Below are 22,242 nucleotides of genomic sequence, written 5' to 3' on the forward strand. Positions count from 1 at the left end.
GCCTCAGGCCGCCGTGCCCGAAGGGGCGCGCAGGGCGTAGCCGACCCCGCGGACGGTCTGGATCAGCCGGGGCATGCCGCCTTGCTCGGTCTTGCGGCGCAGGTACATCACATAGACGTCCAGCGAGTTGGAGGACGGTTCGAAGTCGAAGCCCCAGACCGCCTTGAGGATCTGCTCGCGGGTCAGCACCTGCCGGGGGTGGGCCAGGAACATCTCCAGCAGCATGAACTCGGTGCGGGTCAGCTCCACCGGCTTGCCGTCCCGGGTGACCTCGCGGGTCGCGGTGTTCATCCGCAGGTCGGCGAAGGCGAGCACCTCGGAGTCGTCCTCGGTGACGGTGGCCCGGGCCGCGGCCTCGGTGGCGAGCGCGTTGCGGCGCAGCAGCGCGCGGACCCGGGCGAGCAGCTCGTCGAGCTCGAAGGGCTTGGCGAGGTAGTCGTCGGCGCCGACGTCCAGACCGGTGACCCGGTCCCCGACGGCGTCCCGGGCGGTGAGCATCAGCACCGGCGCGGTGTCCCCGCGCGAGCGCATCCGGCGAACGGCCGTGAGGCCGTCCATCCTCGGCATCATGATGTCGAGCAGCACCAGGTCGGGGCGGTCGCGCTCGACGGCGTCGAGTGCTTCGTAGCCGTCGGTGGCGGTGGTCACCTCGTAGCCCTCGAAGGCGAGGCTGCTCTCCAGGGCGTCCCGCAGAGCGGGCTCGTCGTCGACCACGAGCAGTCGGGCCGGGGAGCCCGGCTGCTCGGCGGGGGTGCGGTCGTCGGCGCGGGGAGTCATCTGCGGTGTGGCCCTCTCTGGGTCCGGAAGGGGTCTAGCCATTGTGCGGGTTGAACGGGGCCGGCGGTGGCTGCTAGAGGGTCTGGCCGGCCTGCATCTTCGGCAGCACCTGCTTGATGCTGTTGATCGGGATGGAGAAGCCGAGGCCGACGCTGCCCGCCTGGCTGGTGGTGGAGCTGGAGCTGGAGCCGCTGCCGGAGTACATCGCGGAGTTGATTCCGATCACCTGGCCGTTGGCGTTGATCAGCGGGCCGCCGGAGTTGCCGGGGTTGAGTGCGGCGTCGGTCTGGAAGGCCTGGTACGTCGCGCTGTCGCCGGCGGAGGAGCTGGAGCCGTTGGAGGAGCCGCGCCCGCCGTAGCCGGGGAAGCTGGGGAAGCCGAAACCGCCGTTGCTCTGCGTGCTGCCCTCGTCCACCTGCACCGTGACCTGGCGGTTCTTGGCGCTGATGATGCCCGAGGTGACGGTGCCGGTGAGCCCGTCGGGGTTGCCGATGGCGACCACCGAGTCGCCGACCGCCATCGCGTCGGAGTCACCGAGGACGGCCGGGGCGAGCCCGCTGGCGCCGCTGGCGGTGATCACCGCGACGTCCAGCGACTTGTCCGTGCCGGTGACGGTGCCGCTGGTCTTGTTGCCGTTCTGGTAGGCGACGGTGATCGTGCCGCCGTCGGTGACCGCGCCCGAGATCACGTGGTAGTTGGTCAGGATCTGGCCGCCGGCGGTGAGGATCACGCCGGTGCCGGTCGCGGTCCCGCTGGTGGTCTGCACGGTGATCTGGACGACGCTGGGGGAGACCGCGGCGGCGATCGCCGCGACGTTCGCAGTGCCGCCGCTCTGGGCGGCGACCGGGCTGACGATGGTGCTGGAGCTCGCGGTGGTGGCGGTGTGCTGGGAGCCGGCCACCGCGCCGCCGGCCAGCCCGCCGAGGACGGCGGCGATCGCCGCGACCGCGGTGACCAGGGCCGTGCGCCCGCGCAGGTAGCCGTTGCGGCCGCGCCTGGCGTGGCTGGCGGGGGGCTGCTCGGCCGACCCGTAGGTCGGGGCGCCCTCCCACGTCGGCGCGGCGTACTCGGAGTAGGGCTGGTAGGGACCGGGCGACGCGTAGGACGCGGTCTGCTCGGAGAAGTCCTCGTTGACGTGAGCGTCGGGCGCCTCGGCCGGCTTCGGCGGGAGGGTCTGCCCCGACTCATCTGCGGAACTGCGGTGCTGGTCGCTCATGGACCTAACGTCCGCCCGCTGGGTGAAGATCTCATGAGAGCTGGGTCAGAACGGACAGAGAAGCCTGTTGACTTCTCATAAAGAGAAGCTACTCTGTGCCGTCCTCGCCGCAGCCGCACGAGCGCCGCACCACCAGCCGGGACGGGAAGCGCCGCACCCGCTCGGTGTCCGAGCCGGGCACCATCAGCGAGTCGTCCAGCACCAGGTCCACCGCGGCCCGCGCCATCGCCTCGCGCTCGCTGGCCACCGTGGTCAGCGGCGGATCGGCCAGCGCGGCCTCCGGCACGTCGTCGAAGCCGGCCACCGCGAGGTCCTCGGGGACCCGGATGCCGACCTCGCGGGCGGCGCGCAGCAGGCCGATCGCCTGGTCGTCGGTGGAGCAGAAGATGGCCGGCGGCCGGTTGGGCGAGCGCAGCAGTTTGACCGCGACCTCGTAGGCGCCGTAGCGGTGGAACGGCGCGTCGATCAGGTACTGCTCGGTCGGCAGGCCGTGGGCGTCCATCGCGCGCTGCCAGCCCTCGACGTGGTCGATCACCGGGTCGCCGGGCGCGGGGGAGTCCACCGGGCCGCCGAAGCAGACCACGTACGGGTGCCCGTGCACCTCCAGCAGGTGGCGGACGGCCAGCTCGGCGCCGCCGATGTCGTCGGTCACCACCGAGACGTCGTCGATCGCGTCCGGCCGGCGGTGCAGCAGCACCACCTTGGCGCCCTCCATCGCGGCGAACTCCTTGGCGGCGCGCTGCGGGGCGCCCTGGCTGACCAGGATCAGGCCGGAGACCCGCATGCCGAGGAAGGCGCGGATGTAGTGCAGCTCGCGGTCGTCGACGTAGTCGGAGTTGCCGATCAGCACGAGCTTGCCGCGGTCCGAGGCGGCCCGCTCCACCGCGTGCGCCATCTCGGCGAAGAACGGCTGCCGGGCGTCCGGCACGATCATGCCGATCAGGTTGGTCCGCCGGGAGGCCATCGCCTGCGCGACGCTGTTCGGCCGGTAGCCGAGCTGCTCGATCGCGGCGAGCACTTTCTCCTTGGTCGCGGGCGCCACCGGGCGCGGACCGTCGTTGATGACGTAGCTGACGACCGCGGTCGAGGTCCCAGCCAGTCGGGCTACATCGTCGCGCGTCACCTTGGCCACGCAGGGAGTCTACGCGTGTCTGTCCAGCCCCAGGGCGGCCGGGCCGGTTCGTACCCGGCACGCCCTGAGCAGGTCAGCTCTCGTGCACACCGGCCGCATGCTGCTCGACCGCGCCGCGCTCGCCCTTGTCGCCCTGGGAGGGCACCACGAAGCGGTAGCCGACGTTGCGTACCGTGCCGATCAGCTGCTCGTGCTCGACGCCGAGCTTGGCCCGCAGGCGCCGCACGTGCACATCGACCGTGCGGGTGCCGCCGAAGTAGTCGTAGCCCCAGACCTCCTGCAGCAGCTGGGCCCGGGTGAAGACCCGGCCCGGGTGCTGGGCGAGGTACTTGATCAGCTCGAACTCCTTGAAGGTGAGGTCGAGCACCCGCCCCTTGAGCTTGGCGGAGTAGGTCGCCTCGTCCACCGAGAGGTCGCCGTTGCGGATCTCCATCGGGCTGTCGTCGTTGGCCACCTGCTGCTGGCGGCCCATCGCGAGCCGCAGCCGGGCCTCGACCTCGGCGGGACCGGCGGTGTCGAGCAGCACGTCGTCGATGCCCCACTCGGCGGTGACGGCGGCCAGGCCGCCCTCGGTGACCACCAGGATCAGCGGTGCGCTGATCCCCGTGGAGCGCAGCAGCTGGCAGAGGCTGCGGATCTGCGGCAGGTCGCGCCGGCCGTCGACCAGTATGACGTCGGCGCTGGGGGTGTCGACGAGGGCCGAGCCCTCGGCCGGGGCCACCCGCACCTGGTGCAGCAGCAGCCCCAGGGCCGGCAGCACCTCCGCCGACGGCTGTAGTGCGTTGGTGAGCAGGAGGAGAGAACTCATACCCGGGTCGTCCCCTTTCCGGGTCGTCGCGGTCGCGTGACGGCGGCGGTCCAGTCGGCCGGCCCGCCCGCGCGACGCGCTCGACACAGGCCTCGCGGCCCCTGCTGCGCCCCTGCTGACCTGCTCATCCGCGAACCGTCCGCTCTTCTTGGCTACCACTCGCAAGGACGTCCGTATCGGTGTCCTGAAAGCACAAAAGGACCCGGGGGCGACTCTGCCCGGATCCCTTACGCCATGAGAATAGCCCAACGTGCCGCGCCCGCGAAGGGGAAGAGGTGCGTGATCCTGGTCGCGCCGGACGGCGTGCGCCCCCGTGCCGAGGGGGCTGGCCTGCGAAGTTCCCGCTGTCGGGGGGCTTCGGGTCATCATGGGTCACGGCACCGACCGGCTCAGTATGTGTACACCTTTCGAGATAGGGGCCGCCATGACCGCGACCACCGAACCGACCGCCGTAGTGACCGGGACGATCCGCTACTGGGCCGCCGCCAAGGCGGAGGCCGGCACCGCGGAGGAGCCGTACCGCGCGGCCACCCTCGCCGACGCGCTGGCCCAGGCCCGCGAGCGCCACGCGGACCGGCCGAAGTTCGTCCAGGTGCTGGGCATCTGCTCCTTCCTGGTGGACAGCGAGCCGGTGGGCGGCCGCGACCGCGCCGCGGTGCGCCTCACCGAGGGCGGCACCATCGAGGTGCTGCCGCCCTTCGCCGGCGGCTGATCCGGAACCATGGTCCCGGTCAGATCGTCGTACCGACTGGCTATGACCACCATGGACGGGGAGAGTTTTCGATGCGGACCTTGATCAAGGTGCTGATCGGTGTCGCGGTCCTGCTCGGCCTGCTCGTCGGGGCCGACCGGATCGCGTTGTCGATGGCGGAGAGCAAGGCCGCCGACCAGCTGGCGGGCCGCCAGGGCATCAGCGGCCGTCCGTCGGTCTCCATCGACGGCTTCCCCTTCCTCACCCAGGTGGTCGACAAGAAGCTCGGCAGTGTTCGGCTCTCGGCCAGCAGCGTGCAGCTCTCCGGTGGCGGTCAGACCGTCCAACTGGACGCCTTCGCCGCGCATCTGAAGGGTGTTCGGGTCAGCGACGACTACAAGTCGGCGACCGTGGACTCGGGCACCGGCTCGGGGCGGCTGCCGTACGCCAACGTCGAGAACCTGCTCGGCTTGGACTCCCGCACCACCCTGGGCTACGGCGGGCCCGGCCTGCTCAAGGTCAGCGTCAGTGTGCTGGGCCAGCAGCTCAGCACCACGGTCAAGCTGCGCACCGAGGGCAACAAGGTGCTGGTGGACAGCGTGGGGAACATCCCGGGCGTGGGGATGGTGCCGGGGGTCAGCGGGATGGTCTCCTCGGCGATCGGCTCCCGGAGCTTCGCCCTGCAGAACATGCCGGTCGGCTTGAGCCTGAGCCAGGTCACGCCGCAGCCGGACGGGCTCGTGCTGGCCTTCCAGGGCACCTCGCTGCAGCTGATGGGCTGACCGCCGGCCAGACCCTGCCATCCCGCCCCGTGAGACGCGCCGCCCGGCGCGACGAAGGAGGGGCGGCGCAAAGCGCCTCGAACGAAGGGTGGCGGCGGGCGACGGGTGGGCGGCGGCGTTCAGTGGGGAGTTTCGGCCCGTGCAGCAAGGGAGCCAAGGGTGAAATCCCATTCCCCGGACATATTTGTCTCAGCATTCGACACTCTGGTGACAGAGGCACTCTCCGGTCCCTAGCATCGTCAGCATGAAGCGACAGGCGGACCTCACCAAGCGGCGGGCGGTAGACCTCTGCCGCGTGGCCGCCTGCCTGTGTCGAAAGCGCTGATCGGCGGCCCGGTCCGGCAGTATTTGACTCGCCGCCACGCCCTTTCTCCGGCCTGAACAGGCAACTCCCGCCTTCGGTCGACCCCCCTACTCCCGCCCGATGGCAATCTGGCTTCGCCCCGTCTCACTATCCGGACATTTATTCGGACAATCGGGACGGAAGATCGGACCAGACCGCGCCGGGCACCCACCTTCCGCCAACCGCCCCCGGATGGAGATACATCTCATGAGCCGCAGTGACGTCCTGGTCGATGCCGACTGGGTCCAGGCGCACCTGGACGACCCGAAGGTCGTCGTCGTCGAGGTCGACGAGGACACCGCCGCGTACGACAAGAACCACATCCGCAACGCCGTCCGGATCGACTGGAAGAAGGACCTCCAGGACCCGGTCCGCCGCGACTTCGTCGACCAGGCCGGCTTCGAGGCGCTGCTGAGCGCCAAGGGCATCGCCAACGACGACACCGTGGTGCTCTACGGCGGCAACAACAACTGGTTCGCCTCGTACGCCTTCTGGTACTTCAAGCTGTACGGCCACGGCGACGTCCGCCTGCTGGACGGCGGCCGCAAGAAGTGGGAGCTGGACTCCCGCGACCTGGTCGACGGCGCCGAGGTCCCCAGCCGCGCGGCCACCACGTACAAGGCGCAGGCCCAGGACACCTCGCTGCGCGCGTTCCGCGACGACGTGCTCGCCGCGATCGGCAGCAAGAACCTGGTCGACGTCCGCTCGCCCGACGAGTTCTCCGGCCGCCTGCTCGCCCCGGCCCACCTCCCGCAGGAGCAGTCGCAGCGCCCGGGCCACGTGCCGAGCGCCCGCAACATCCCGTGGTCGAAGAACGCCAACGACGACGGCACCTTCAAGTCCAATGACGAGCTCACCGCGCTGTACCAGGCCGAGGGCGTGGACCTGGCGCAGGACACCATCGCCTACTGCCGCATCGGCGAGCGCTCCGCGCTCACCTGGTTCGTGCTGCACCAGCTGCTCGGCCAGCAGAACGTCAAGAACTACGACGGTTCGTGGACCGAGTACGGCAGCCTGGTGGGCGTGCCGATCGAGCTCGGCGCCAACTGAGCACCGCGCAGTACACCGTAAGCAAGGAGACCGACATGTGTGGTGCGAAGGCCGGCGGCCCGGATCTGGCAGGAGTAGACGTGGCGAACGAGACGATCATTCAGGGTGCGGTCACCCGCGACGGTGAGCCGGTCAACGGCTACGTCCGGCTGCTGGACGAGGGCGGCGAGTTCACCGCCGAGGTGCCCACCTCGGCCACCGGGCAGTTCCGCTTCTTCGCGGCTCCCGGCAAGTGGACCGTGCGCGCGCTGGTTCCGGGCGCGACCGTGGACCGTGTGGTGGTCGCCTCCCAGGGCGCCCAGACCGAGGTCCCGATCGCGGTCTGACGTTCCGCGCCGGGCGTGACCCGACGCAAGCCGACACCGAGAGCCCCTGCCACGGCGGGGGCTCTCGGCCGTACCGTGGTGGTGTGCAGCCCCGGCGTAGACACGTCTACTACTTCGTGATGATGGGCGGGTGCCTCGGGCTCTTCGTCCTGGCCTGGGGCGTGGTGCGCTTCTTCTCGGTCCCGGCGGCGATCGGCATGTGCGTGGTGGCCATGGTCATCCCGCCGCTGGCGGCGATCTTCGCCAACAAGCGCGACCCGGAGGACGACTGGTGGAACGACCCGCGCTGGGACGACCCCAAGTGGGACGAGCCGGGGCACGACCGCGACCGGCCCGATCAGTAGACCAGCGGATCAGTAGACGAGCGCCTGCACGCCGTCGGCCATGATCTCACTGAGGAAGACCTGGGCGCCCGCGATGCGGACACCGGGCACGGTGTCCGCCTGCTCGATCCCGCGCCGCACCGCGCACTGGGTGCAGAGCGTGAGGGTGCCGGCCGCCAGCACCGAGTCCAGCAGGTCGGCCAGCGGCGCGGCGTGCGGCAGCTCGAACTCCTCCGCCCGGCCGGGCAGTGCGAACCAGGACGCCTCCCCGGTGAGCCAGAGCGAGACCTCGACCCCGCTGGCGACCGCGACGGCCGCGACGGTGAACGCCTGCGAGCACCGCTCGGGCGCATCGGTTCCGGCAGTGACCTTGATGACCAGCTTCTTCGACACCCTGCGAGCTTAGACCGACCGGCAAATGGAGGGCGATCGGGCGTGTGGTGGGCCTCACCGCGAATGACCGATCGCCGCCGGATAGACTCGCGCCGTCATATTCTGTCCGCTATCGCCGTACCGGGAGCGCACCGTGAGTGGTCTCGAACTCTTCTTCGACGGCCTGCTGGCCCTGATGGCCGTCCTGATCACCTGGTTCGCCATCTTCTCCGTGATGAAGCTGTACCAGGGCCAGCGCTGACCTCTGCCGTACGGTGGAAGCCGTACGGCCGAGCCGGCCCGCCCCCCTTTCCCCGACTGCGACCAGGATCATGATCGAGATTCCCTCTGACCTCCACAAGGACGTCGTTTCGCTGGCCTTCCTCCTCGGTACCTGGGAGGGCGCGGGGGTCTACGCCCCTCTGCCAGTTGAAGGGGGCCCTGGTTCCGAGAAGTGCAACTTCGGCCAGGAGGTCGTGTTCCGGCACGACGGCCGGCCGTTCCTGGAGTTCCGCTCGCGGACCTGGGTGCTGGACGAGCAGGGTGAGAAGATCCGCCCGCTGGAGAACGAGCACGCCTTCTGGCGGATCACCAGCAACCACCAGGGCACCAGCGGCGAGCGCGGTGTGGAGATCTCCGCCGTGCGCGACGACGGCACCGTGGAGATCTGGTACGGCGAGCTCGCCGACGGCAAGCCGCAGATCAACGTGGCCACCGACGCGGTCGCCCGGATCGAGGGCTCGGCCCCGTACAGCGGCGGCAAGCGGCTGTACGGCTTCGTCAACGACGAGCTGCTCTGGGTCGGCGAGAAGGCCGCCCCCGAGGTGCCGCTGCGGCCCTACATGTCCGCGCAGCTCAAGAAGGTGCTCAGCCCGGCCCAGCTGATCAAGGACATCAACGACCTGCCGGACGACGGGATCGCCTTCTTCCGCTGACCGCCGCCCGCGCGCTGCTGATCCCTACACTGGGTTCCCAGGACCTCTATCCGAGCAGGGGCAGCATCGTGGCGAACAACGGGACGACCGCGTCGTCCGACTGGATTACCGATCTGCGCGAGCGCGGCTACCGGCTCACCCCGCAGCGCCAGCTGGTGCTGGAGGCGGTCGACGTGCTGGACCACGCCACTCCGGACGAGATCCTCTGCCAGGTCCGGCTGACCGCCAGCGGGGTCAACATCTCCACGGTCTACCGGACCCTGGAGCTGCTGGAGGAGCTGGGCCTGGTCTCGCACGCCCACCTGGGCCACGGTGCGCCGACCTACCACCTGGCGGGTCGGCACACCCACCTGCACCTGGTCTGCCGGGACTGCGACCAGGTCACCGAGACCGACACCGCGATCGCCGCCCCGCTGATCGACAGCCTGCGCGCCCAGCACGGCTTCGACACCGACCTCAAGCACTTCGCCATCTTCGGCCGCTGCGCCGACTGCACCGCCAAGCTCCCGCACGCTTAGTCGTAAGCTGGCGGCTATGAAGAGCCCGCTGCTGTCCCTGCCCGGTGCCGTCTCCGCCGAGGGGGCCGACGAGGGCGTCGCGGCCCACTACGGCGATCTCTTCCGCGAGCAGCGGGAGTTGGCGGCGGGCCGGTCGTTCGTCGACCTCTCGCACCGCGGTGTGATCACCTTCACCGGCCCCGACCGCCTCTCCTGGCTGCACCTGCTGCTGACCCAGCACGTCAGCGAGCTGCCGCCGCACCAGGCCACCGAGGCGCTGATCCTCTCGCCGCACGGGCACGTCGAGCACGCCCTCTACCTGGTCGACGACGGCGCCACCACCTGGGCGCACGTGGAGCCGGGGACGCAGCAGGCGCTGATCGAGTACCTGGAGCGGATGAAGTTCATGTACCGGGTGGAGATCGCCGACGCCACCGAGCAGTTCGCGGTGCTGCACGTGGCGGCCGGCTCCACGGTGGGGGTCGACCACGCCGCTGCCGTGCGCGAACTCCCGTACGGTCGTGACCTGTTCCTGCCGCGCGCCGAACTCGCCGAGCGGGCACCGGAGTTCGGCACGCCGGCCGGGATCTGGGCGTACGAGGCGCTGCGCGTCGAGGGGCACCGGCCGCGGCTGGGCTTCGAGACCGACCACCGCACCATCCCGCACGAGGTGGACTGGCTGCGTTCCGCCGTCCACCTGCAGAAGGGCTGCTACCGCGGCCAGGAGACGGTGGCCCGGGTGCACAACCTGGGCAAGCCGCCGCGCCGACTGGTCTTCCTGCACCTGGACGGCACCGAGGAGGTGCTGCCCCCGCACGGCACCGAGATCCGGCTCGCCTCGGACGGTCCGCAGGCCCGGCCGCTGGGCTTTGTGACCTCCTCGGCCCGGCACTACGAGCTCGGTCCGATCGCGCTGGCCCTGGTCAAGCGCAATGTGCCGGTGGACGCCGTGCTGCTGGCCGGCACCGTGCCCGGCACCCAGGACGTCGTGGTCCCGCAGTAGCCGATAGTCAGTAGCTCCTACACCTCAGCCCCTACACCTCGACCAGCACGGTGAACGGCCCCTCGTTCACCAGTGACACCCGCATGTCCGCCCCGAATCGGCCGGTCTCCACCGTGGCGCCGAGCGCGCGCAGCTGCGCGACCACCTCGTCGACCAGCGGCTCGGCGACCGGGCCGGGGGCGGCAGCGTTCCAGGTGGGGCGGCGGCCCTTGCGGGCGTCGCCGTAGAGCGTGAACTGACTGATCACCAGCAGCGGCGCGCCCAGGTCGGAGCAGGACTGCTCGACCTCACCCCCGTCGAAGAGCCGTAGGGTCCACAGCTTGCGGGCCAGTTGGCCCGCCTTCTCCCGGGTGTCGTCATGGGTCACGCCGACCAGGACGCAGAGCCCCGGCCCGCTGATCGCCCCGACCCGCTCCCCGGCCACCGTCACCGCGGCCTCGCTCACCCGCTGTACCACTGCTCGCATGCGGGCCATTCTGCCCGGGGCGCGCGCCGTGCCCGTACGCGCCGGTGGTGTACGCCGTCTGCACCGGGGCGGGCAGTGTGCTGGCGGCGCCTGCCAGGTCATATCAGCCATACCCGTTCGCCACGGGGCCGTACGGGTGCATCTGCGCCCCGCGGGCTCCCCCGGAGTGGCACGATTCGGGACGGCGCCGGGCTTCCAGTCGGGCGGGAGTGCGACGGCCGTTCGAGCTCTCGTACGTCCGTACCGGGCGCGCTCGCTCAAGTGGGTGGCGCCGGGCCGGTCGGGAACCCCACGGGGGCCGACGGGCGTGCCTCAGGGGGAGTGCGTGCGGCCGTAAGGGCGGGACCAGGACAACGGCAGGTGGTTGGTCGATGGACACGAACAGAGTGCCGAGCGAACCGGCGGTGGCGCCCACGGCGCTGGAGGAGCTCGGCCTCGACGCGCTGCGGACGCTGCGCCGCGACGTCCTGGAGCAGGAGGCGGACCTCTCGTACCTGCGCCGGCTGCTGCAGGGCCGGGTGGACATCCTGCGCGCCGAGCTCGACCGCCGCACCCTGGACCGCCGCAGTCGCCCGGTCCACCCGGACACCCTGCTGCACCGGCTGCCGCAGATCCTGGCCGATGCGCCGTCACCCGTGCGCAGCTCCCGGCATATGACGCTCGGGCCGCCGCGCGGCGAGCAGTACCGCGAGGAGGCGGACGCCCTGATGGGCGACGTCCAGCTGGCCGACCTGGCCGCGCACGCCTCCGCCGAGCTGCTGGCGGCGCTGGACCGGCTCACCGCGCACGAGCGCTCGGTGTCCGGGCGGCGCCAGCTGCTGCAGCGGACGGCGGACGGCTGCAGCGCTGAGATCACCCGGCGGTACCGTGAGGGTGAAGCGCGGGTCGAAGACCTGCTCGCCGGAGGCTCGCCGGCCGACTGAGACCCGGTCGGAGCCGATGCCACCGGATCCCCCGTCCGCTCCGGAAGGCTCCCACCCCCATGCCTGACTCTGCTGATGTCCTGCCCGTCCTCGCCGAGGTGGTGCGCTCCGGTTTCACCGAGGGCCACCACCGGGGTTCGCTGGTGGTCCTCGCCGCCGACGGCTCGGTGGACCTCGCGCTCGGCGAGCCCGAGCGTCCGATCTTCCCGCGGTCCTGCAACAAGCCCTTCCAGGCGGTGGCCACGCTGCGGGCCGGCCTGCCGATCGAGGGCGAGCTGCTGGCGCTGGCGGCCGCGAGTCACTCGGGAGAATCGTTTCACCTGGACGGTGTGCGGACCATCCTGTCCGGCGCGGGCCTGACCGCCGACGCCCTGCAGACCCCGTCCGACCTGCCGCTCGACCAGGTCGAGGCCGAGCTCCTGCTGGCGGCCGGCGGCACCCGGGCCCCGCTGCTGATGAACTGCTCGGGCAAGCACGCCGCCTGGCTGGCCGCCAGCGTCGCCAACGGCTGGGGGACCGCGGACTACCTGGACCCCGCCCACCCCGTCCAGCAGCTCGCCCAACAGGCGCTGGAGGAGGCTTCCGGCGAGTCGATAGCCGCCTTCGGGACGGACGGCTGCGGCGCGCCGCTGCACGCGGTCTCGCTGGTCGGCCTGGCCCGCGGCTACCGCTCGCTGCTGGTCGCCGAGCCGGGCAGCGCGCCGCGCCGGGTCGCCGACGCGATGCGCGCGCACCCCGAGTACGTGGCCGGCACCCGCCGCCCGGACACCTGGCTGATGCAGGCGGTGCCGGGCGCACTCTCCAAGATGGGCGCCGAGGCCGTCCAGGCCGTCGCGCTGCCGGACGGGCGGGCGCTCGCCTTCAAGATCGACGACGGGGCCGCCCGCGCGCTCGGTCCGGTGCTGGCGGCGGTGCTGCGCCGGCTCGGGCTGCGGCACGAGGTGCTGGACCGGATCGGCGCGGCCCCGCTGCACGGCGGCGGCGCGGTGGTCGGCGAGATCCGCGCCGCGATCTGAGACGCCGCAGGCCGGGGTCGGTGGATCACCGACCCCGGCCTGCGGGGGAAACAGAGGAAAACAGCCGTCAGGGAGCCTCGAAAGAAACGAGAACGACCGGTCGGACGCCTCAGTGGGCGTCGTTCTCCTCAAGGCGCTTGATCGAGGCGACGATCTCGGCCTCGGCCTCGATGCGGCCGACCCACTCCGCGCCCTCGACCGACTTGCCGGGCTCCAGGTCCTTGTAGACCTCGAAGAAGTGCTGGATCTCCAGGCGGTCGAACTCCGACACGTGGTGGATGTCCCGCAGGTGCTCCCAGCGCGGGTCGGTGGCGGGGACGCAGAGCAGCTTGTCGTCGCCGCCGGCCTCGTCCGTCATCTTGAACATGCCGATCGCGCGGCACTTGATGAGGCAGCCGGGGAAGGTCGGCTCGTCCAGGATGACCAGGGCGTCCAGCGGGTCGCCGTCCTCGCCGAGCGTGCCCTCGACGAAGCCGTAGTCGGCCGGGTAGCGAGTCGAGGTGAAGAGCATCCGGTCCAGACGAAGGCGACCGGACTCATGGTCGACCTCGTACTTGTTGCGGGAGCCCTTCGGGATCTCGATGGTGACGTCGAACTCCAACGGTTCCTCCAAGGTAGGGACTGACAGAATCCAAGTGTCTCCTACGGGAGGGAGTGCTGTTGAAAGGGGATGGGCAGTGGCAGGGACAGGAACACGACGAGGTGCGGGAGTGGCCGTGACGGCCGCGCTCACGGGGGCCGCGCTGGTCATCGGCGGTACGGGGGCCTCGGCCACGATGGCGACCGGAGCGACGGCCGTGTCGCCGCCGCCCGCGCCCGCGGTGCTCAAGCCCGTCGGCGCCGCCGGTACGGTCGGCATCCCCAGCCCCGCGGGCCTGCTGCGGGTGCTGGCGCCGCTGCTGGCGGACAAGGCGCTGGGCACGCTGAACTTCGCGGTGAGCGACGGCGGCACCGGCCGGCTGCTGCTCGGCTCGGGCGAGGCCACCCCGGCCACCCCGGCCTCCACCACCAAGCTGGCCACCTCGGTGGCGGCGCTCAGCCTGCTCCCGGCCGACGCCCGGATCACCACCAAGGTGGTAGCCGGCGCGACGCCCGCCGACATCACCCTGGTCGGTGGCGGCGACCCGACGCTCAGCGCCGTGCCGGTCGCCCAGATCCGGATCGGCGGCAGCCCGGTGGACGCCGACTCCGCCCCGGCCTCGCTGATCGACCTGGCGCAGCAGACCGCGACCGCGCTCAAGGCGGCCGGCGTCACCACCGTCCGCCTCGGTTACGACACCTCGCTCTTCACCGGCCCGCCCGCGCACAAGTACAACGACGGCACCAACATCGGCCCGATGTCCGCCCTGATGGTGGACGAGGGCCGCGCCGTCCCCACCCAGGACATCGACGCCCCGGTCCGGGTCGCCGACCCGGCGGCCCAGGCGGTGGCCCGCTTCACCGACCTGCTCGGCGCCCAGGGCATCAAGGTGGACGGCAAGCCCGCCGCCACCACGGCCGCGCCGACCGCGGCGACGCTGGCCAAGGTGCAGTCGCCGACCCTGGCCCGGCTGATCGAGCGGGCGCTGACCCTCTCGGACAACACGCTGGCCGAGGCGATCGGCCGGCAGTCGGCGCTCGCCGCCCACCAGCCGGCCAGCTACCAGGGCACCGCCGCCACGACCACCGCGGAGCTCGCCAAGCTCGGCGTCCCGATGGCCGGCGTGCAGCTCAACGACGGCAGCGGGCTGAGCCTGCAGAACACCATCCCGCCGGTGGTGCTGGCCGACCTGCTGGCACTGGCCGCCTCCCCCGACCACCCGGAGCTGCGCCCGGTGCTGACCGGGATGCCGATCGGCGCCTTCACCGGGACGCTGGGCAGCCGCTTCACCGCGAGCCAGGGCTCGGCGGACGGCGCGGGCATCGTGCACGCCAAGACCGGCAGCCTCAGCGGCGTCAACACGCTGGCCGGCACGGTGGTGGACGCCGACGGGCGGCTGCTGGTGTACGCCCTGATGACCAAGACCCCGGCCGGGGCCGACGCCGCCCGCGCGGCGATGGACCGGATCGTCGCCAAGCTCGCCTCCTGCGGCTGCAACTAGCTGTACTAGCCGCAAGGGGTGGGGGCGAAGACCCGGAGCACGTACGGTGAGGGCATGACGAGCGCGAGCGGCGGTGCGGACATGGTCGACTGGAATCTCGCGGTCGCGACGGCGACCCGGCTGGCCCGGCCGGGGCCGCAGGTGACCAGGGACGAGGCCCGCGCGGTGGTGGCCGAGCTGCGCGAGCACGCCCGGGTGGCCGAGGGCGCGGTCCGCGAGTACACCGGCATGCGCTCGACCAGCCTGAGCGCCGATGGCGCGGCGCCGGTCCTGGTGGTGGACCGGCCGGGCTGGGTGCGCGCCAACATCGCGGGCTTCCGGACGGTGATCCGACCGCTGGAGCAGAAGCTGATGGCCCGTCGCGCGGTCACCCCGGGCGGTGCGCTGCTCAGCGCGATGGGCGAGAAGGTCACCGGCGTCGAGGTCGGCGCCGTGCTGGCGCTGCTGTCCGGCAAGGTGCTCGGCCAGTACGAGACCTTCGCCGCCGCCGAGCCCGAGCGGGCCGTCCCGCACACCCCCGACAGTCCGGCCGGCCTCTTCGACCAGCCCCGGCTCGGCCCTGACCAGCCGGGCCCCGGCCGCCTGCTGCTGGTCGCCCCGAACATCGTCCAGGTCGAGCGGGAGCTGGACGTCCACCCGCACGACTTCCGGCTCTGGGTCTGCCTGCACGAGGAGACCCACCGCACCCAGTTCACCGCGGTGCCCTGGCTGCGCGACCACGTCCAGTCGGAGGTGCAGTCCTTCCTCGCCGAGACCGACATCGAGCCGACGGCGCTGCTGGAACGGCTGCGCGAGGTGCTGGCGCCGAGCGGCGAGCGGGCGCAGCGCGACACCCTGCTCGAAGTGGTCCAGACGCCCGCCCAGCGCGAGATCCTGAACCGGCTGACCGCCGTGATGTCGCTGCTCGAAGGCCACGCGGATGTGGTGATGGACGGCGTCGGCCCGAGTGTGGTGCCCAGCGTGGGCGAGATCCGGGAGAAGTTCCAGCGCCGCCGCGACAAGGGCGCCAACCGCCTGGACCTGCTGCTGCGCCGCCTGCTGGGGATGGACGCCAAGCTGCGCCAGTACCAGGACGGCGCGGTCTTCGTGCGCGGCGTGGTGGACCGGATCGGGATGGACGGCTTCAACCGGGTGTGGACCTCGCCGAACACCCTCCCGACCAAGGACGAGATCCACAACCCGTCCGCCTGGGTGGCCCGGGTCGGACGCCAGTCCTAGTCGAAGCCCCGGACGGGTGAGCGGGCGGTGTGCAGATACGTTTCTTCATTCACCCGTCCGTGGGACGGTGGTCGTACCGGTGGCGCGGGTGGCCCGACCGCGGCCGCACTTCTGCGACGATCTGTGAGCATCTGGTAACGGGCTGCTACCGGCGCCGCCGGTCGCGTGCCCGCCCCCCGCAGAGGAGTTGCTTACCGTGGGTCCACACCCCGCTGTCGCGGCGATACGCCTGGCCGTCCGCCGTGCCCTGGTCGATCTCGTGGCCGAGACCGGCACCGCCTTCACCGCCCCGACCGCCGCCCAGGTGCCCGCCGCGGCCGGCGCCGCGGCCACCGCGACGGCCACTGCCACCGTGCTGATCGGCAACGCCCGGCGCCACCCCTCCGGCCTGCCGCGCACCCCCGCCGCCCCCGGCTCACCGCTCGTCCTGGTCGCCGTCAGCGGCGGCGCGGACTCCATGGCGCTGGCCACCGCCACCGCCTTCGAGGCCCCCAAGCTCGGCCTGCGGGTCGGCGCCGTCACCATCGACCACGGCCTGCAGGACGGCTCCGCCGACCGCGCCCAGCAGGTGGTGGAGCGGCTGCGCGCGCTCGGCCTGGACCCGGTGGAGGCCGTGCCGGTCCGGGTCGGCCGCCAGGGCGGCCCCGAGGCCGCCGCCCGGGACGCCCGCTATGCCGCGCTGGACGAGGCCGCCGAGCGCCTCCAGGCGCTGGCCGTCTTCCTCGGCCACACCCGCGACGACCAGGCCGAGACCGTACTGCTTGGCCTGGCCCGCGGCTCCGGCGCCCGCTCGCTGGCCGGTATGCCCGCGCAGAAGGGCCGCTACCGCCGCCCGCTGCTCGACCTCGACCGCTCGGCCACCCGGCAGGCCTGCGCCGCGCAGTCCATCCCGGTCTGGGACGACCCGCACAACATGGATCCCGCCTACACCCGCTCCCGGGTCCGCCACGAGGTGCTGCCGGTGCTGGAGAAGCACCTGGGCGGCGGCGTGGTTCAGGCGCTGGCCCGCACCGCCCGACTGTTCCGGGACGACGCCGACGCCCTCGACCAGTGGGCCGCGACGGTCGAGCGGGACCTCTCCCGACGTGATCTGCGCGACGGTGGCGGCGAGCTGGACGCCGTGAAGCTCGCCGAGCTGCCCTCCGCCGTACGGCGCCGGGTGCTGCGCCGGACCGCGCTGCGGGCGGGCTGCCCGGCCGGTGATCTCTTCGCCCGGCACCTGGAAACGGTGGATCTGCTGGTCACCGGCTGGCGCGGCCAGGGGCCGCTGCACCTACCCGGGGGGGTCGAGGTCACCCGAAGGTGTGGCAACCTGGTGTTTCGGCGGCAGGGCGACTGACGCCGAAACAACAGGACCACGAACACTTGAGGACGTACTCCCGGTGGACGACAAGGACATGGGCGCCGACCTGGCGAAGGTGCTCATCAGCAAGGACGAGATCGACGCCAAGCTCCTGGAGCTGGCCGAGCGCATCGACCGGGACTATGCCGGGAAGGACCTGCTGATCGTCGGCGTCCTCAAGGGCGCCGTGATGGTCATGGCGGACCTCGCCCGGGCCCTGCACTCCCAGGTGACGATGGACTGGATGGCCGTCTCCTCGTACGGCATGGGCACCAAGTCCTCCGGCGTGGTGCGGATCCTCAAGGACCTCGACACCGACATCGCCGGTCGGGACGTGCTGATCGTCGAGGACATCATCGACTCCGGTCTGACCCTCTCCTGGCTGCTCGGCAACCTGGGTTCGCGCGGGCCGGCCTCGCTGGAGGTGTGCACCCTGCTGCGCAAGCCGGATGCCGCCAAGGTCGAGATCGACGTCAAGTACGTCGGCTTCGACATCCCGAACGAGTTCGTCGTCGGATACGGCCTGGACTACGCGGAGAAGCTCCGCAACCTGCCGTTCATCGGTACGCTCGCCCCACACGTCTACGGCGGCTGACCCAGAAGCCGTAGAACCGTAGAACAGGGAACAGTCTGCCGACCCCACCCGTTGGAGTCGGCGAACGGACAACTCCACAGGCCGTACCACGTCGCGCTGCCACAGGGCGGGGCACCACTGCTGTACGGTCAAATTACCCGCTCTTCGTACGACTCCCAGCCGACTGGGGCGGGGTGCGAATGCACATACCGGATGCGCCGACGGCCGAGAGCCGTGCAGCGCCGTTGAGTGGCAGGAGGGACGGGGCGGCAACGCCCCGCATGGATGGACGTCAAGCGATACTTCCGCGCGCCGATCGCATGGATCCTCCTGGCCGTCGTCGCCGTCATTGTGCTGATGAACGTCGTTTCTGACTCAAACGGCTACAAGACGGTGGACACCGGCCAGGTCGTTGCAGCGATCGACGCGGGCCAGGTCAAGCAAGCTCAGATCACCACCGGTGATTCCAACACCGTCAAGATCGAACTGAACCCCGGAGCCACGCTCACCAACGCCGGCTCGGGCGGCAAGACCCCCTCCGGCACCAAGTTCCAGGCCTCCTACATCGGGGACCAGGGCAAGGACCTCGCAGCCACGCTGCAGAGCCAGGTGGACAAGGGCACGCTGCCGCAGGGCTACACGATCAGCCCGGAGAAGCAGTCGACCTTCGTCAGCCTGCTGCTCTCGATGCTGCCCATCGTGATCATCGTGCTGGTCTTCCTCTTCCTGATGAACCAGATGCAGGGTGGCGGCTCGCGGGTCATGCAGTTCGGCAAGTCCAAGGCCAAGCTGCTCACCAAGGACACCCCGAAGACCACCTTCGCGGATGTCGCCGGTGCGGACGAGGCGGTCGAGGAGCTCCACGAGATCAAGGAGTTCCTGCAGGAGCCGGCCAAGTTCCAGGCCGTCGGCGCCAAGATCCCCAAGGGTGTGCTGCTCTACGGCCCGCCCGGAACCGGTAAGACCCTGCTGGCCCGCGCCGTGGCCGGCGAGGCCGGCGTGCCGTTCTACTCGATCTCCGGCTCCGACTTCGTCGAGATGTTCGTGGGTGTCGGCGCCAGCCGGGTCCGCGACCTCTTCGAGCAGGCCAAGGCGAACGCCCCGGCGATCGTCTTCGTCGACGAGATCGACGCCGTCGGCCGGCACCGCGGTGCGGGCCTCGGCGGTGGCCACGACGAGCGTGAGCAGACCCTCAACCAGCTGCTGGTCGAGATGGACGGCTTCGACGTCAAGGGCGGCGTGATCCTGATCGCCGCCACCAACCGCCCGGACATCCTGGACCCGGCGCTGCTGCGCCCGGGCCGCTTCGACCGGCAGATCGCGGTCGAGCGCCCCGACCTGCAGGGCCGCCTTGACATCCTCAAGGTGCACCAGAAGGGCAAGCCGGTCGCGCCGGACGTCGACCTGCGGGCCGTCGCCAAGCGCACCCCGGGCTTCACCGGTGCGGACCTGGCGAACGTCCTCAACGAGGCCGCGCTGCTGACTGCCCGCTCCGACAAGAAGCTGGTCGACAACTTCACGCTGGACGAGGCGATCGACCGCGTCGTGGCCGGCCCGCAGAAGCGGACCCGGATCATGTCGGAGAAGGAGAAGAAGATCACCGCGTACCACGAGGGCGGACACGCCCTGGTCGCGGCGGCTTCTCCGAACAGCGATCCGGTGCACAAGATCACCATCCTGTCCCGCGGTCGGGCGCTCGGCTACACCATGGTGCTGCCGGACGAGGACAAGTACTCGACCACGCGCAACGAGATGCTCGACCAGCTGGCGTACATGCTGGGCGGGCGCGCGGCGGAGGAGCTGGTCTTCCACGACCCGACCACCGGCGCCTCGAACGACATCGAGAAGGCCACCGCCACGGCCCGGGCCATGGTCACCCAGTACGGGATGACCGAGCGGCTCGGCGCGATCAAGTTCGGTTCGGACAACTCCGAGCCGTTCCTGGGCCGCGACATGGGCCACCAGCGCGACTACTCGGAAGAGGTCGCCGGGCTGGTCGACGAAGAGGTCAAGAAGCTCATCGAGAACGCCCACAACGAGGCCTGGGAGATCCTGGTCGAGAACCGGGACGTGCTCGACAACCTCGTTCTGGAGCTCCTTGAGAAGGAGACCCTCAACAAGGAGCAGATCGCCGAGATCTTCAAGTCGATCGTCCGCCGTCCGGCGCGGCCGGCCTGGACGGGCTCCTCCCGTCGCACGCCGTCCACCCGGCCGCCGGTGCAGTCCCCCAAGGAGCTGGCGCTGACCAACGGCGCGGCCGCCTCCCTGGAGGGCGCCCCGGTCGACATCGTCAAGCTGCCGCCGGTCATCGGCGACAGTGCCGGCGAGAGCTGACCGACCGTACGGAATGGATGCCGCGTCCCCGGGGTTTGTACCCTGGAGGCGCGGCATCTCTGCTGCTCAGCACTCATCCCACAGCTATTGCGAGGCTCGCATGATCGACCCGGTGACGCTCGACGGTCAGTCCGCCATCGGTACCTTCGACCAGAAGCGGGCCGAGAACGCGATCCGCGAGCTACTGCTGGCCGTGGGTGAGGACCCGGACCGGGAGGGACTGATGGAGACGCCGGCGCGGGTGGCGCGGGCGTACAAGGAGATATTCTCCGGCCTCTGGCAGGAGCCCGAGGACGTCCTGACCACCACCTTCGACCTGGGCCACGACGAGATGGTGCTGGTCAAGGACATCGAGCTGACCTCGGTCTGCGAGCACCACCTGGTGCCGTTCCGCGGGGTCGCCCACGTCGGCTACATCCCCTCGATCAGCGGCAAGATCACTGGGCTCTCCAAGCTGGCCCGGCTGGTCGACGTCTACGCCCGCCGCCCGCAGGTGCAGGAGCGGCTGACCAGCCAGGTGGCCGACGCGCTGATGCGGATCCTGGAGCCGCGCGGCGCGATCGTGGTCGTCGAGTGCGAGCACATGTGCATGTCGATGCGCGGCATCCGCAAGCCGGGCGCCAAGACCATCACCTCGTGCGTCCGGGGCCAGCTGCGCGACCCCGCGACCCGCGCCGAGGCGATGAGCCTGATCATCGGCCGCTGAGCAGCTCAGCTGCGCGGCTCGCGGTCGGTGGGCGGCGCGAGCCGGTCGCTGATCCACTCCAGCGAGGCCGGCAGCTCGCGTTTCCAGGTGTCGAAGCTGTGGCCGCCGTCGGGCAGGAACAGCGAGTCCACGGTGAGCTCCGGGTGGGCGGCCGCCACCGGCTGGGCCGCGGCCAGGAACTGCTCGGTCGCGGGGAAGTTGTCCTCGGTACGGGTGGAGACCACCAGCAGCGAGACCTTGGGGATCGGCTGGTTCTGCAGCCGCCAGGCCAGGTCGTACTGCTGGGCCAGCCCCGGGTTGCCGCCGAACAGGTCACCGCTGCTCCACTGGTCCGGCGTCACCTGGTAGTCCGCGTGCAGCGCGGCCGCCGAGGTGTAGCTCTCGGAGTCGCGCATCACCAGCCGCAGCGCGCAGCTGCCGCCGGTCGAGTAGCCCAGGACGCCCCAGGAGGCGGCCGAGCGGCTGACCCGGTAGGCCGAGCGCAGCGCGGCCGGGACGTCCTTGGCGAACCAGGTCTCGGTCTGCGGCCCGCCCGGGACGTCCAGGCACTCGGTGTCCCGCGGTGCGGCCACGTTGGGCCGGGCCATCACCACCACGGTCGGCGCCATCCGGCCGCTCTTCTGCAGATCCCAGAGGGTCTTCGCCTCGTCCAGCTCCTTCACCAGGTGCAGCGAGGTGCCGGGGGTGCCGGCCAGGCTGAGCAGCACGGGGAACCGCTCCCGGGCGTATTTCGGATTGAAGTACTCAGGCGGCAGATAGATGAACATCTGGTCGGAGAGACCGGTCTCCTTTCCGTGCACCATGATCGAGTCCACCCGCCCGACCTCCTGCGGCGAGCCCTGCGGGAGGTCGGTGACGGTCTCCAGGCCGCCCTCGGTGGTCGGCTGGACCAGCGCGTCGCTCGACGGCGGACTTTTCTTGCCGGTACCGCCGACCGGGGGACCGAGTGCGAGTTGGGCGTCACTCGGATGCAGCAGGTCGCTCCAGGACGAGTAGAAGCCGTAGGTGTTGTTGACCGTCAGTCCGCAGACGGCGAGCACCGCCAGCTGAGTGACCATCAGCAGGCAGACCCGGCCCAGCATCGGCAGCGGGCGCTGCGGCGCCAGGCGCGGCCAGAGCCAGAGGGTGGCCAGCAGAGCCAGGACGGCAAATCCGACCAAGGCATATACCAGACCGCTGCTGGTCAAATTCATGCGTAGGTCTCCCCGGGCGGTGGTGGCGGCGTCGTCGCTTCATCATCGGAGCGGGCTCGGGGCACGGCCACCGGAGCTCGTCCCGTCTAGGGGCAACGCGGCGCGAACGGCGTACGGCACGGGCGCGGGGGGAG

General features: G+C 71.1%; 24 protein-coding genes. 16 read left to right on the forward strand and 8 right to left on the reverse strand.

The features are described from left to right. Positions 1-3: 3 nt before the first annotated feature. From P3T34_RS22295 to P3T34_RS22310, 4 genes are all read right to left on the reverse strand, one after another. Positions 4-777: a response regulator transcription factor gene (locus P3T34_RS22295; RefSeq protein WP_035798860.1), complete on the reverse strand. Its 774-nt coding sequence runs from the start codon at positions 775-777 to the stop codon at positions 4-6. A gap of 73 nt (positions 778-850) precedes the next feature. Beyond that, a complete protein-coding gene (locus tag P3T34_RS22300) occupies positions 851-1,993 on the reverse strand; it encodes a trypsin-like peptidase domain-containing protein (protein ID WP_280667805.1) in 1,143 nt (380 codons plus the stop codon). Between the two features lie 88 nt (positions 1,994-2,081). After that, positions 2,082-3,125: a LacI family DNA-binding transcriptional regulator gene (locus tag P3T34_RS22305; protein WP_280667806.1), complete on the reverse strand. Its 1,044-nt coding sequence runs from the start codon at positions 3,123-3,125 to the stop codon at positions 2,082-2,084. 73 nt (positions 3,126-3,198) lie between these two features. Next, the gene (locus tag P3T34_RS22310; protein WP_280667807.1) at positions 3,199-3,933 is read right to left on the reverse strand and encodes a response regulator transcription factor; all 735 of its coding nucleotides are present in this window, start codon (positions 3,931-3,933) and stop codon (positions 3,199-3,201) included. 424 nt (positions 3,934-4,357) lie between these two features. On the opposite strand from P3T34_RS22310, the gene P3T34_RS22315 reads away from it, so the two are divergent. The 5 genes from P3T34_RS22315 to P3T34_RS22335 all read left to right on the forward strand — a co-directional run bounded on the left by P3T34_RS22315 (position 4,358) and on the right by P3T34_RS22335 (position 7,469). Continuing rightward, entirely contained in the window at positions 4,358-4,645 is a 288-nt protein-coding gene (locus tag P3T34_RS22315; RefSeq protein ID WP_280667808.1) for a MoaD/ThiS family protein, read from the forward strand. 71 nt (positions 4,646-4,716) lie between these two features. After that, positions 4,717-5,406 (forward strand): DUF2993 domain-containing protein, encoded by a 690-nt coding sequence (locus P3T34_RS22320; RefSeq protein ID WP_280667809.1) that lies wholly within the window; start codon positions 4,717-4,719, stop codon positions 5,404-5,406. A gap of 550 nt (positions 5,407-5,956) precedes the next feature. Beyond that, positions 5,957-6,799 (forward strand): sulfurtransferase, encoded by an 843-nt coding sequence (locus tag P3T34_RS22325; RefSeq protein WP_280667810.1) that lies wholly within the window; start codon positions 5,957-5,959, stop codon positions 6,797-6,799. 35 nt (positions 6,800-6,834) lie between these two features. Continuing rightward, the gene (locus P3T34_RS22330; RefSeq protein WP_280667811.1) at positions 6,835-7,125 is read left to right on the forward strand and encodes a DUF1416 domain-containing protein; all 291 of its coding nucleotides are present in this window, start codon (positions 6,835-6,837) and stop codon (positions 7,123-7,125) included. An 83-nt stretch (positions 7,126-7,208) separates the two neighbouring features. Then, a complete protein-coding gene (locus P3T34_RS22335; protein ID WP_280667812.1) occupies positions 7,209-7,469 on the forward strand; it encodes a DUF3099 domain-containing protein in 261 nt (86 codons plus the stop codon). A 9-nt stretch (positions 7,470-7,478) separates the two neighbouring features. Here the strand turns inward: P3T34_RS22335 and P3T34_RS22340 are convergent, their stop codons facing one another. Then, positions 7,479-7,841: a DsrE family protein gene (locus P3T34_RS22340; protein ID WP_280667813.1), complete on the reverse strand. Its 363-nt coding sequence runs from the start codon at positions 7,839-7,841 to the stop codon at positions 7,479-7,481. A gap of 311 nt (positions 7,842-8,152) precedes the next feature. Here P3T34_RS22340 and P3T34_RS22345 point away from each other — a divergent pair, with 311 nt between their 5' ends. The 3 genes from P3T34_RS22345 to P3T34_RS22355 all read left to right on the forward strand — a co-directional run bounded on the left by P3T34_RS22345 (position 8,153) and on the right by P3T34_RS22355 (position 10,255). Then, complete coding sequence (locus tag P3T34_RS22345) at positions 8,153-8,755, forward strand: FABP family protein (protein WP_280667814.1); 603 nt, start codon at positions 8,153-8,155, stop codon at positions 8,753-8,755. Positions 8,756-8,823: 68 nt separating this feature from the next. Then, positions 8,824-9,273, forward strand: coding sequence for a transcriptional repressor (locus tag P3T34_RS22350; RefSeq protein ID WP_280667815.1), 450 nt, complete (start codon positions 8,824-8,826; stop codon positions 9,271-9,273). A 16-nt stretch (positions 9,274-9,289) separates the two neighbouring features. Then, complete coding sequence (locus tag P3T34_RS22355; protein ID WP_280667816.1) at positions 9,290-10,255, forward strand: glycine cleavage T C-terminal barrel domain-containing protein; 966 nt, start codon at positions 9,290-9,292, stop codon at positions 10,253-10,255. Positions 10,256-10,286: 31 nt separating this feature from the next. Here P3T34_RS22355 and dtd read toward each other — a convergent pair whose 3' ends face one another. Beyond that, positions 10,287-10,721 carry a D-aminoacyl-tRNA deacylase gene (gene dtd / locus P3T34_RS22360; protein WP_280667817.1) on the reverse strand — a complete coding sequence of 145 codons (435 nt, stop codon included), beginning with the start codon at positions 10,719-10,721 and terminating at the stop codon, positions 10,287-10,289. Positions 10,722-11,092: 371 nt separating this feature from the next. Between dtd and P3T34_RS22365 the strand changes: the two genes are divergently transcribed. Continuing rightward, positions 11,093-11,644, forward strand: coding sequence for an ABC transporter substrate-binding protein (locus tag P3T34_RS22365; protein ID WP_280667818.1), 552 nt, complete (start codon positions 11,093-11,095; stop codon positions 11,642-11,644). A gap of 59 nt (positions 11,645-11,703) precedes the next feature. Continuing rightward, a complete protein-coding gene (locus tag P3T34_RS22370; RefSeq protein ID WP_280667819.1) occupies positions 11,704-12,660 on the forward strand; it encodes an asparaginase in 957 nt (318 codons plus the stop codon). A 109-nt stretch (positions 12,661-12,769) separates the two neighbouring features. Here P3T34_RS22370 and P3T34_RS22375 read toward each other — a convergent pair whose 3' ends face one another. Beyond that, positions 12,770-13,261 carry an inorganic diphosphatase gene (locus P3T34_RS22375; protein WP_280672287.1) on the reverse strand — a complete coding sequence of 164 codons (492 nt, stop codon included), beginning with the start codon at positions 13,259-13,261 and terminating at the stop codon, positions 12,770-12,772. A 115-nt stretch (positions 13,262-13,376) separates the two neighbouring features. Between P3T34_RS22375 and dacB the strand changes: the two genes are divergently transcribed. From dacB to folE, 6 genes are all read left to right on the forward strand, one after another. Further along, positions 13,377-14,741, forward strand: coding sequence for a D-alanyl-D-alanine carboxypeptidase/D-alanyl-D-alanine-endopeptidase (gene dacB / locus P3T34_RS22380; protein WP_280667820.1), 1,365 nt, complete (start codon positions 13,377-13,379; stop codon positions 14,739-14,741). Between the two features lie 54 nt (positions 14,742-14,795). After that, positions 14,796-15,959, forward strand: a complete 1,164-nt coding sequence (locus P3T34_RS22385) for a zinc-dependent metalloprotease (protein WP_280667821.1) — start codon at positions 14,796-14,798, stop codon at positions 15,957-15,959. 196 nt (positions 15,960-16,155) lie between these two features. Next, a complete protein-coding gene (gene tilS / locus P3T34_RS22390; RefSeq protein WP_280667822.1) occupies positions 16,156-17,298 on the forward strand; it encodes a tRNA lysidine(34) synthetase TilS in 1,143 nt (380 codons plus the stop codon). 43 nt (positions 17,299-17,341) lie between these two features. After that, positions 17,342-17,896, forward strand: a complete 555-nt coding sequence (hpt, locus tag P3T34_RS22395) for a hypoxanthine phosphoribosyltransferase (protein WP_035798821.1) — start codon at positions 17,342-17,344, stop codon at positions 17,894-17,896. Positions 17,897-18,160: 264 nt separating this feature from the next. Further along, a complete protein-coding gene (gene ftsH, locus P3T34_RS22400; protein ID WP_280667823.1) occupies positions 18,161-20,209 on the forward strand; it encodes an ATP-dependent zinc metalloprotease FtsH in 2,049 nt (682 codons plus the stop codon). A gap of 100 nt (positions 20,210-20,309) precedes the next feature. Next, entirely contained in the window at positions 20,310-20,915 is a 606-nt protein-coding gene (gene folE, locus P3T34_RS22405; protein WP_280667824.1) for a GTP cyclohydrolase I FolE, read from the forward strand. 5 nt (positions 20,916-20,920) lie between these two features. Here folE and P3T34_RS22410 read toward each other — a convergent pair whose 3' ends face one another. Continuing rightward, entirely contained in the window at positions 20,921-22,108 is a 1,188-nt protein-coding gene (locus P3T34_RS22410; protein ID WP_280667825.1) for an alpha/beta hydrolase-fold protein, read from the reverse strand. Between the last annotated feature and the right edge of the window lie 134 nt (positions 22,109-22,242).

Origin of the sequence: Kitasatospora sp. MAP12-44, from assembly GCF_029892095.1 — a bacterium.
Classification (GTDB): Bacteria; Actinomycetota; Actinomycetes; order Streptomycetales; family Streptomycetaceae; genus Kitasatospora.

What these genes read in the sequence shown, in the direction of transcription:
- P3T34_RS22295 (WP_035798860.1), bottom strand. Translation starts at nt 777, where the DNA reads ATGACTCCCCGCGCCGACGACCGCACCCCCGCCGAGCAGCCGGGCTCC.
- P3T34_RS22300 (WP_280667805.1), bottom strand. Translation starts at nt 1,993, where the DNA reads ATGAGCGACCAGCACCGCAGTTCCGCAGATGAGTCGGGGCAGACCCTC.
- P3T34_RS22310 (WP_280667807.1), bottom strand. Translation starts at nt 3,933, where the DNA reads ATGAGTTCTCTCCTCCTGCTCACCAACGCACTACAGCCGTCGGCGGAG.
- P3T34_RS22315 (WP_280667808.1), top strand. Translation starts at nt 4,358, where the DNA reads ATGACCGCGACCACCGAACCGACCGCCGTAGTGACCGGGACGATCCGC.
- P3T34_RS22320 (WP_280667809.1), top strand. Translation starts at nt 4,717, where the DNA reads ATGCGGACCTTGATCAAGGTGCTGATCGGTGTCGCGGTCCTGCTCGGC.
- P3T34_RS22325 (WP_280667810.1), top strand. Translation starts at nt 5,957, where the DNA reads ATGAGCCGCAGTGACGTCCTGGTCGATGCCGACTGGGTCCAGGCGCAC.
- P3T34_RS22330 (WP_280667811.1), top strand. Translation starts at nt 6,835, where the DNA reads ATGTGTGGTGCGAAGGCCGGCGGCCCGGATCTGGCAGGAGTAGACGTG.
- P3T34_RS22345 (WP_280667814.1), top strand. Translation starts at nt 8,153, where the DNA reads ATGATCGAGATTCCCTCTGACCTCCACAAGGACGTCGTTTCGCTGGCC.
- P3T34_RS22355 (WP_280667816.1), top strand. Translation starts at nt 9,290, where the DNA reads ATGAAGAGCCCGCTGCTGTCCCTGCCCGGTGCCGTCTCCGCCGAGGGG.
- dtd (WP_280667817.1), bottom strand. Translation starts at nt 10,721, where the DNA reads ATGCGAGCAGTGGTACAGCGGGTGAGCGAGGCCGCGGTGACGGTGGCC.
- P3T34_RS22365 (WP_280667818.1), top strand. Translation starts at nt 11,093, where the DNA reads ATGGACACGAACAGAGTGCCGAGCGAACCGGCGGTGGCGCCCACGGCG.
- P3T34_RS22370 (WP_280667819.1), top strand. Translation starts at nt 11,704, where the DNA reads ATGCCTGACTCTGCTGATGTCCTGCCCGTCCTCGCCGAGGTGGTGCGC.
- P3T34_RS22385 (WP_280667821.1), top strand. Translation starts at nt 14,796, where the DNA reads ATGACGAGCGCGAGCGGCGGTGCGGACATGGTCGACTGGAATCTCGCG.
- ftsH (WP_280667823.1), top strand. Translation starts at nt 18,161, where the DNA reads ATGGACGTCAAGCGATACTTCCGCGCGCCGATCGCATGGATCCTCCTG.
- folE (WP_280667824.1), top strand. Translation starts at nt 20,310, where the DNA reads ATGATCGACCCGGTGACGCTCGACGGTCAGTCCGCCATCGGTACCTTC.
- P3T34_RS22410 (WP_280667825.1), bottom strand. Translation starts at nt 22,108, where the DNA reads ATGAATTTGACCAGCAGCGGTCTGGTATATGCCTTGGTCGGATTTGCC.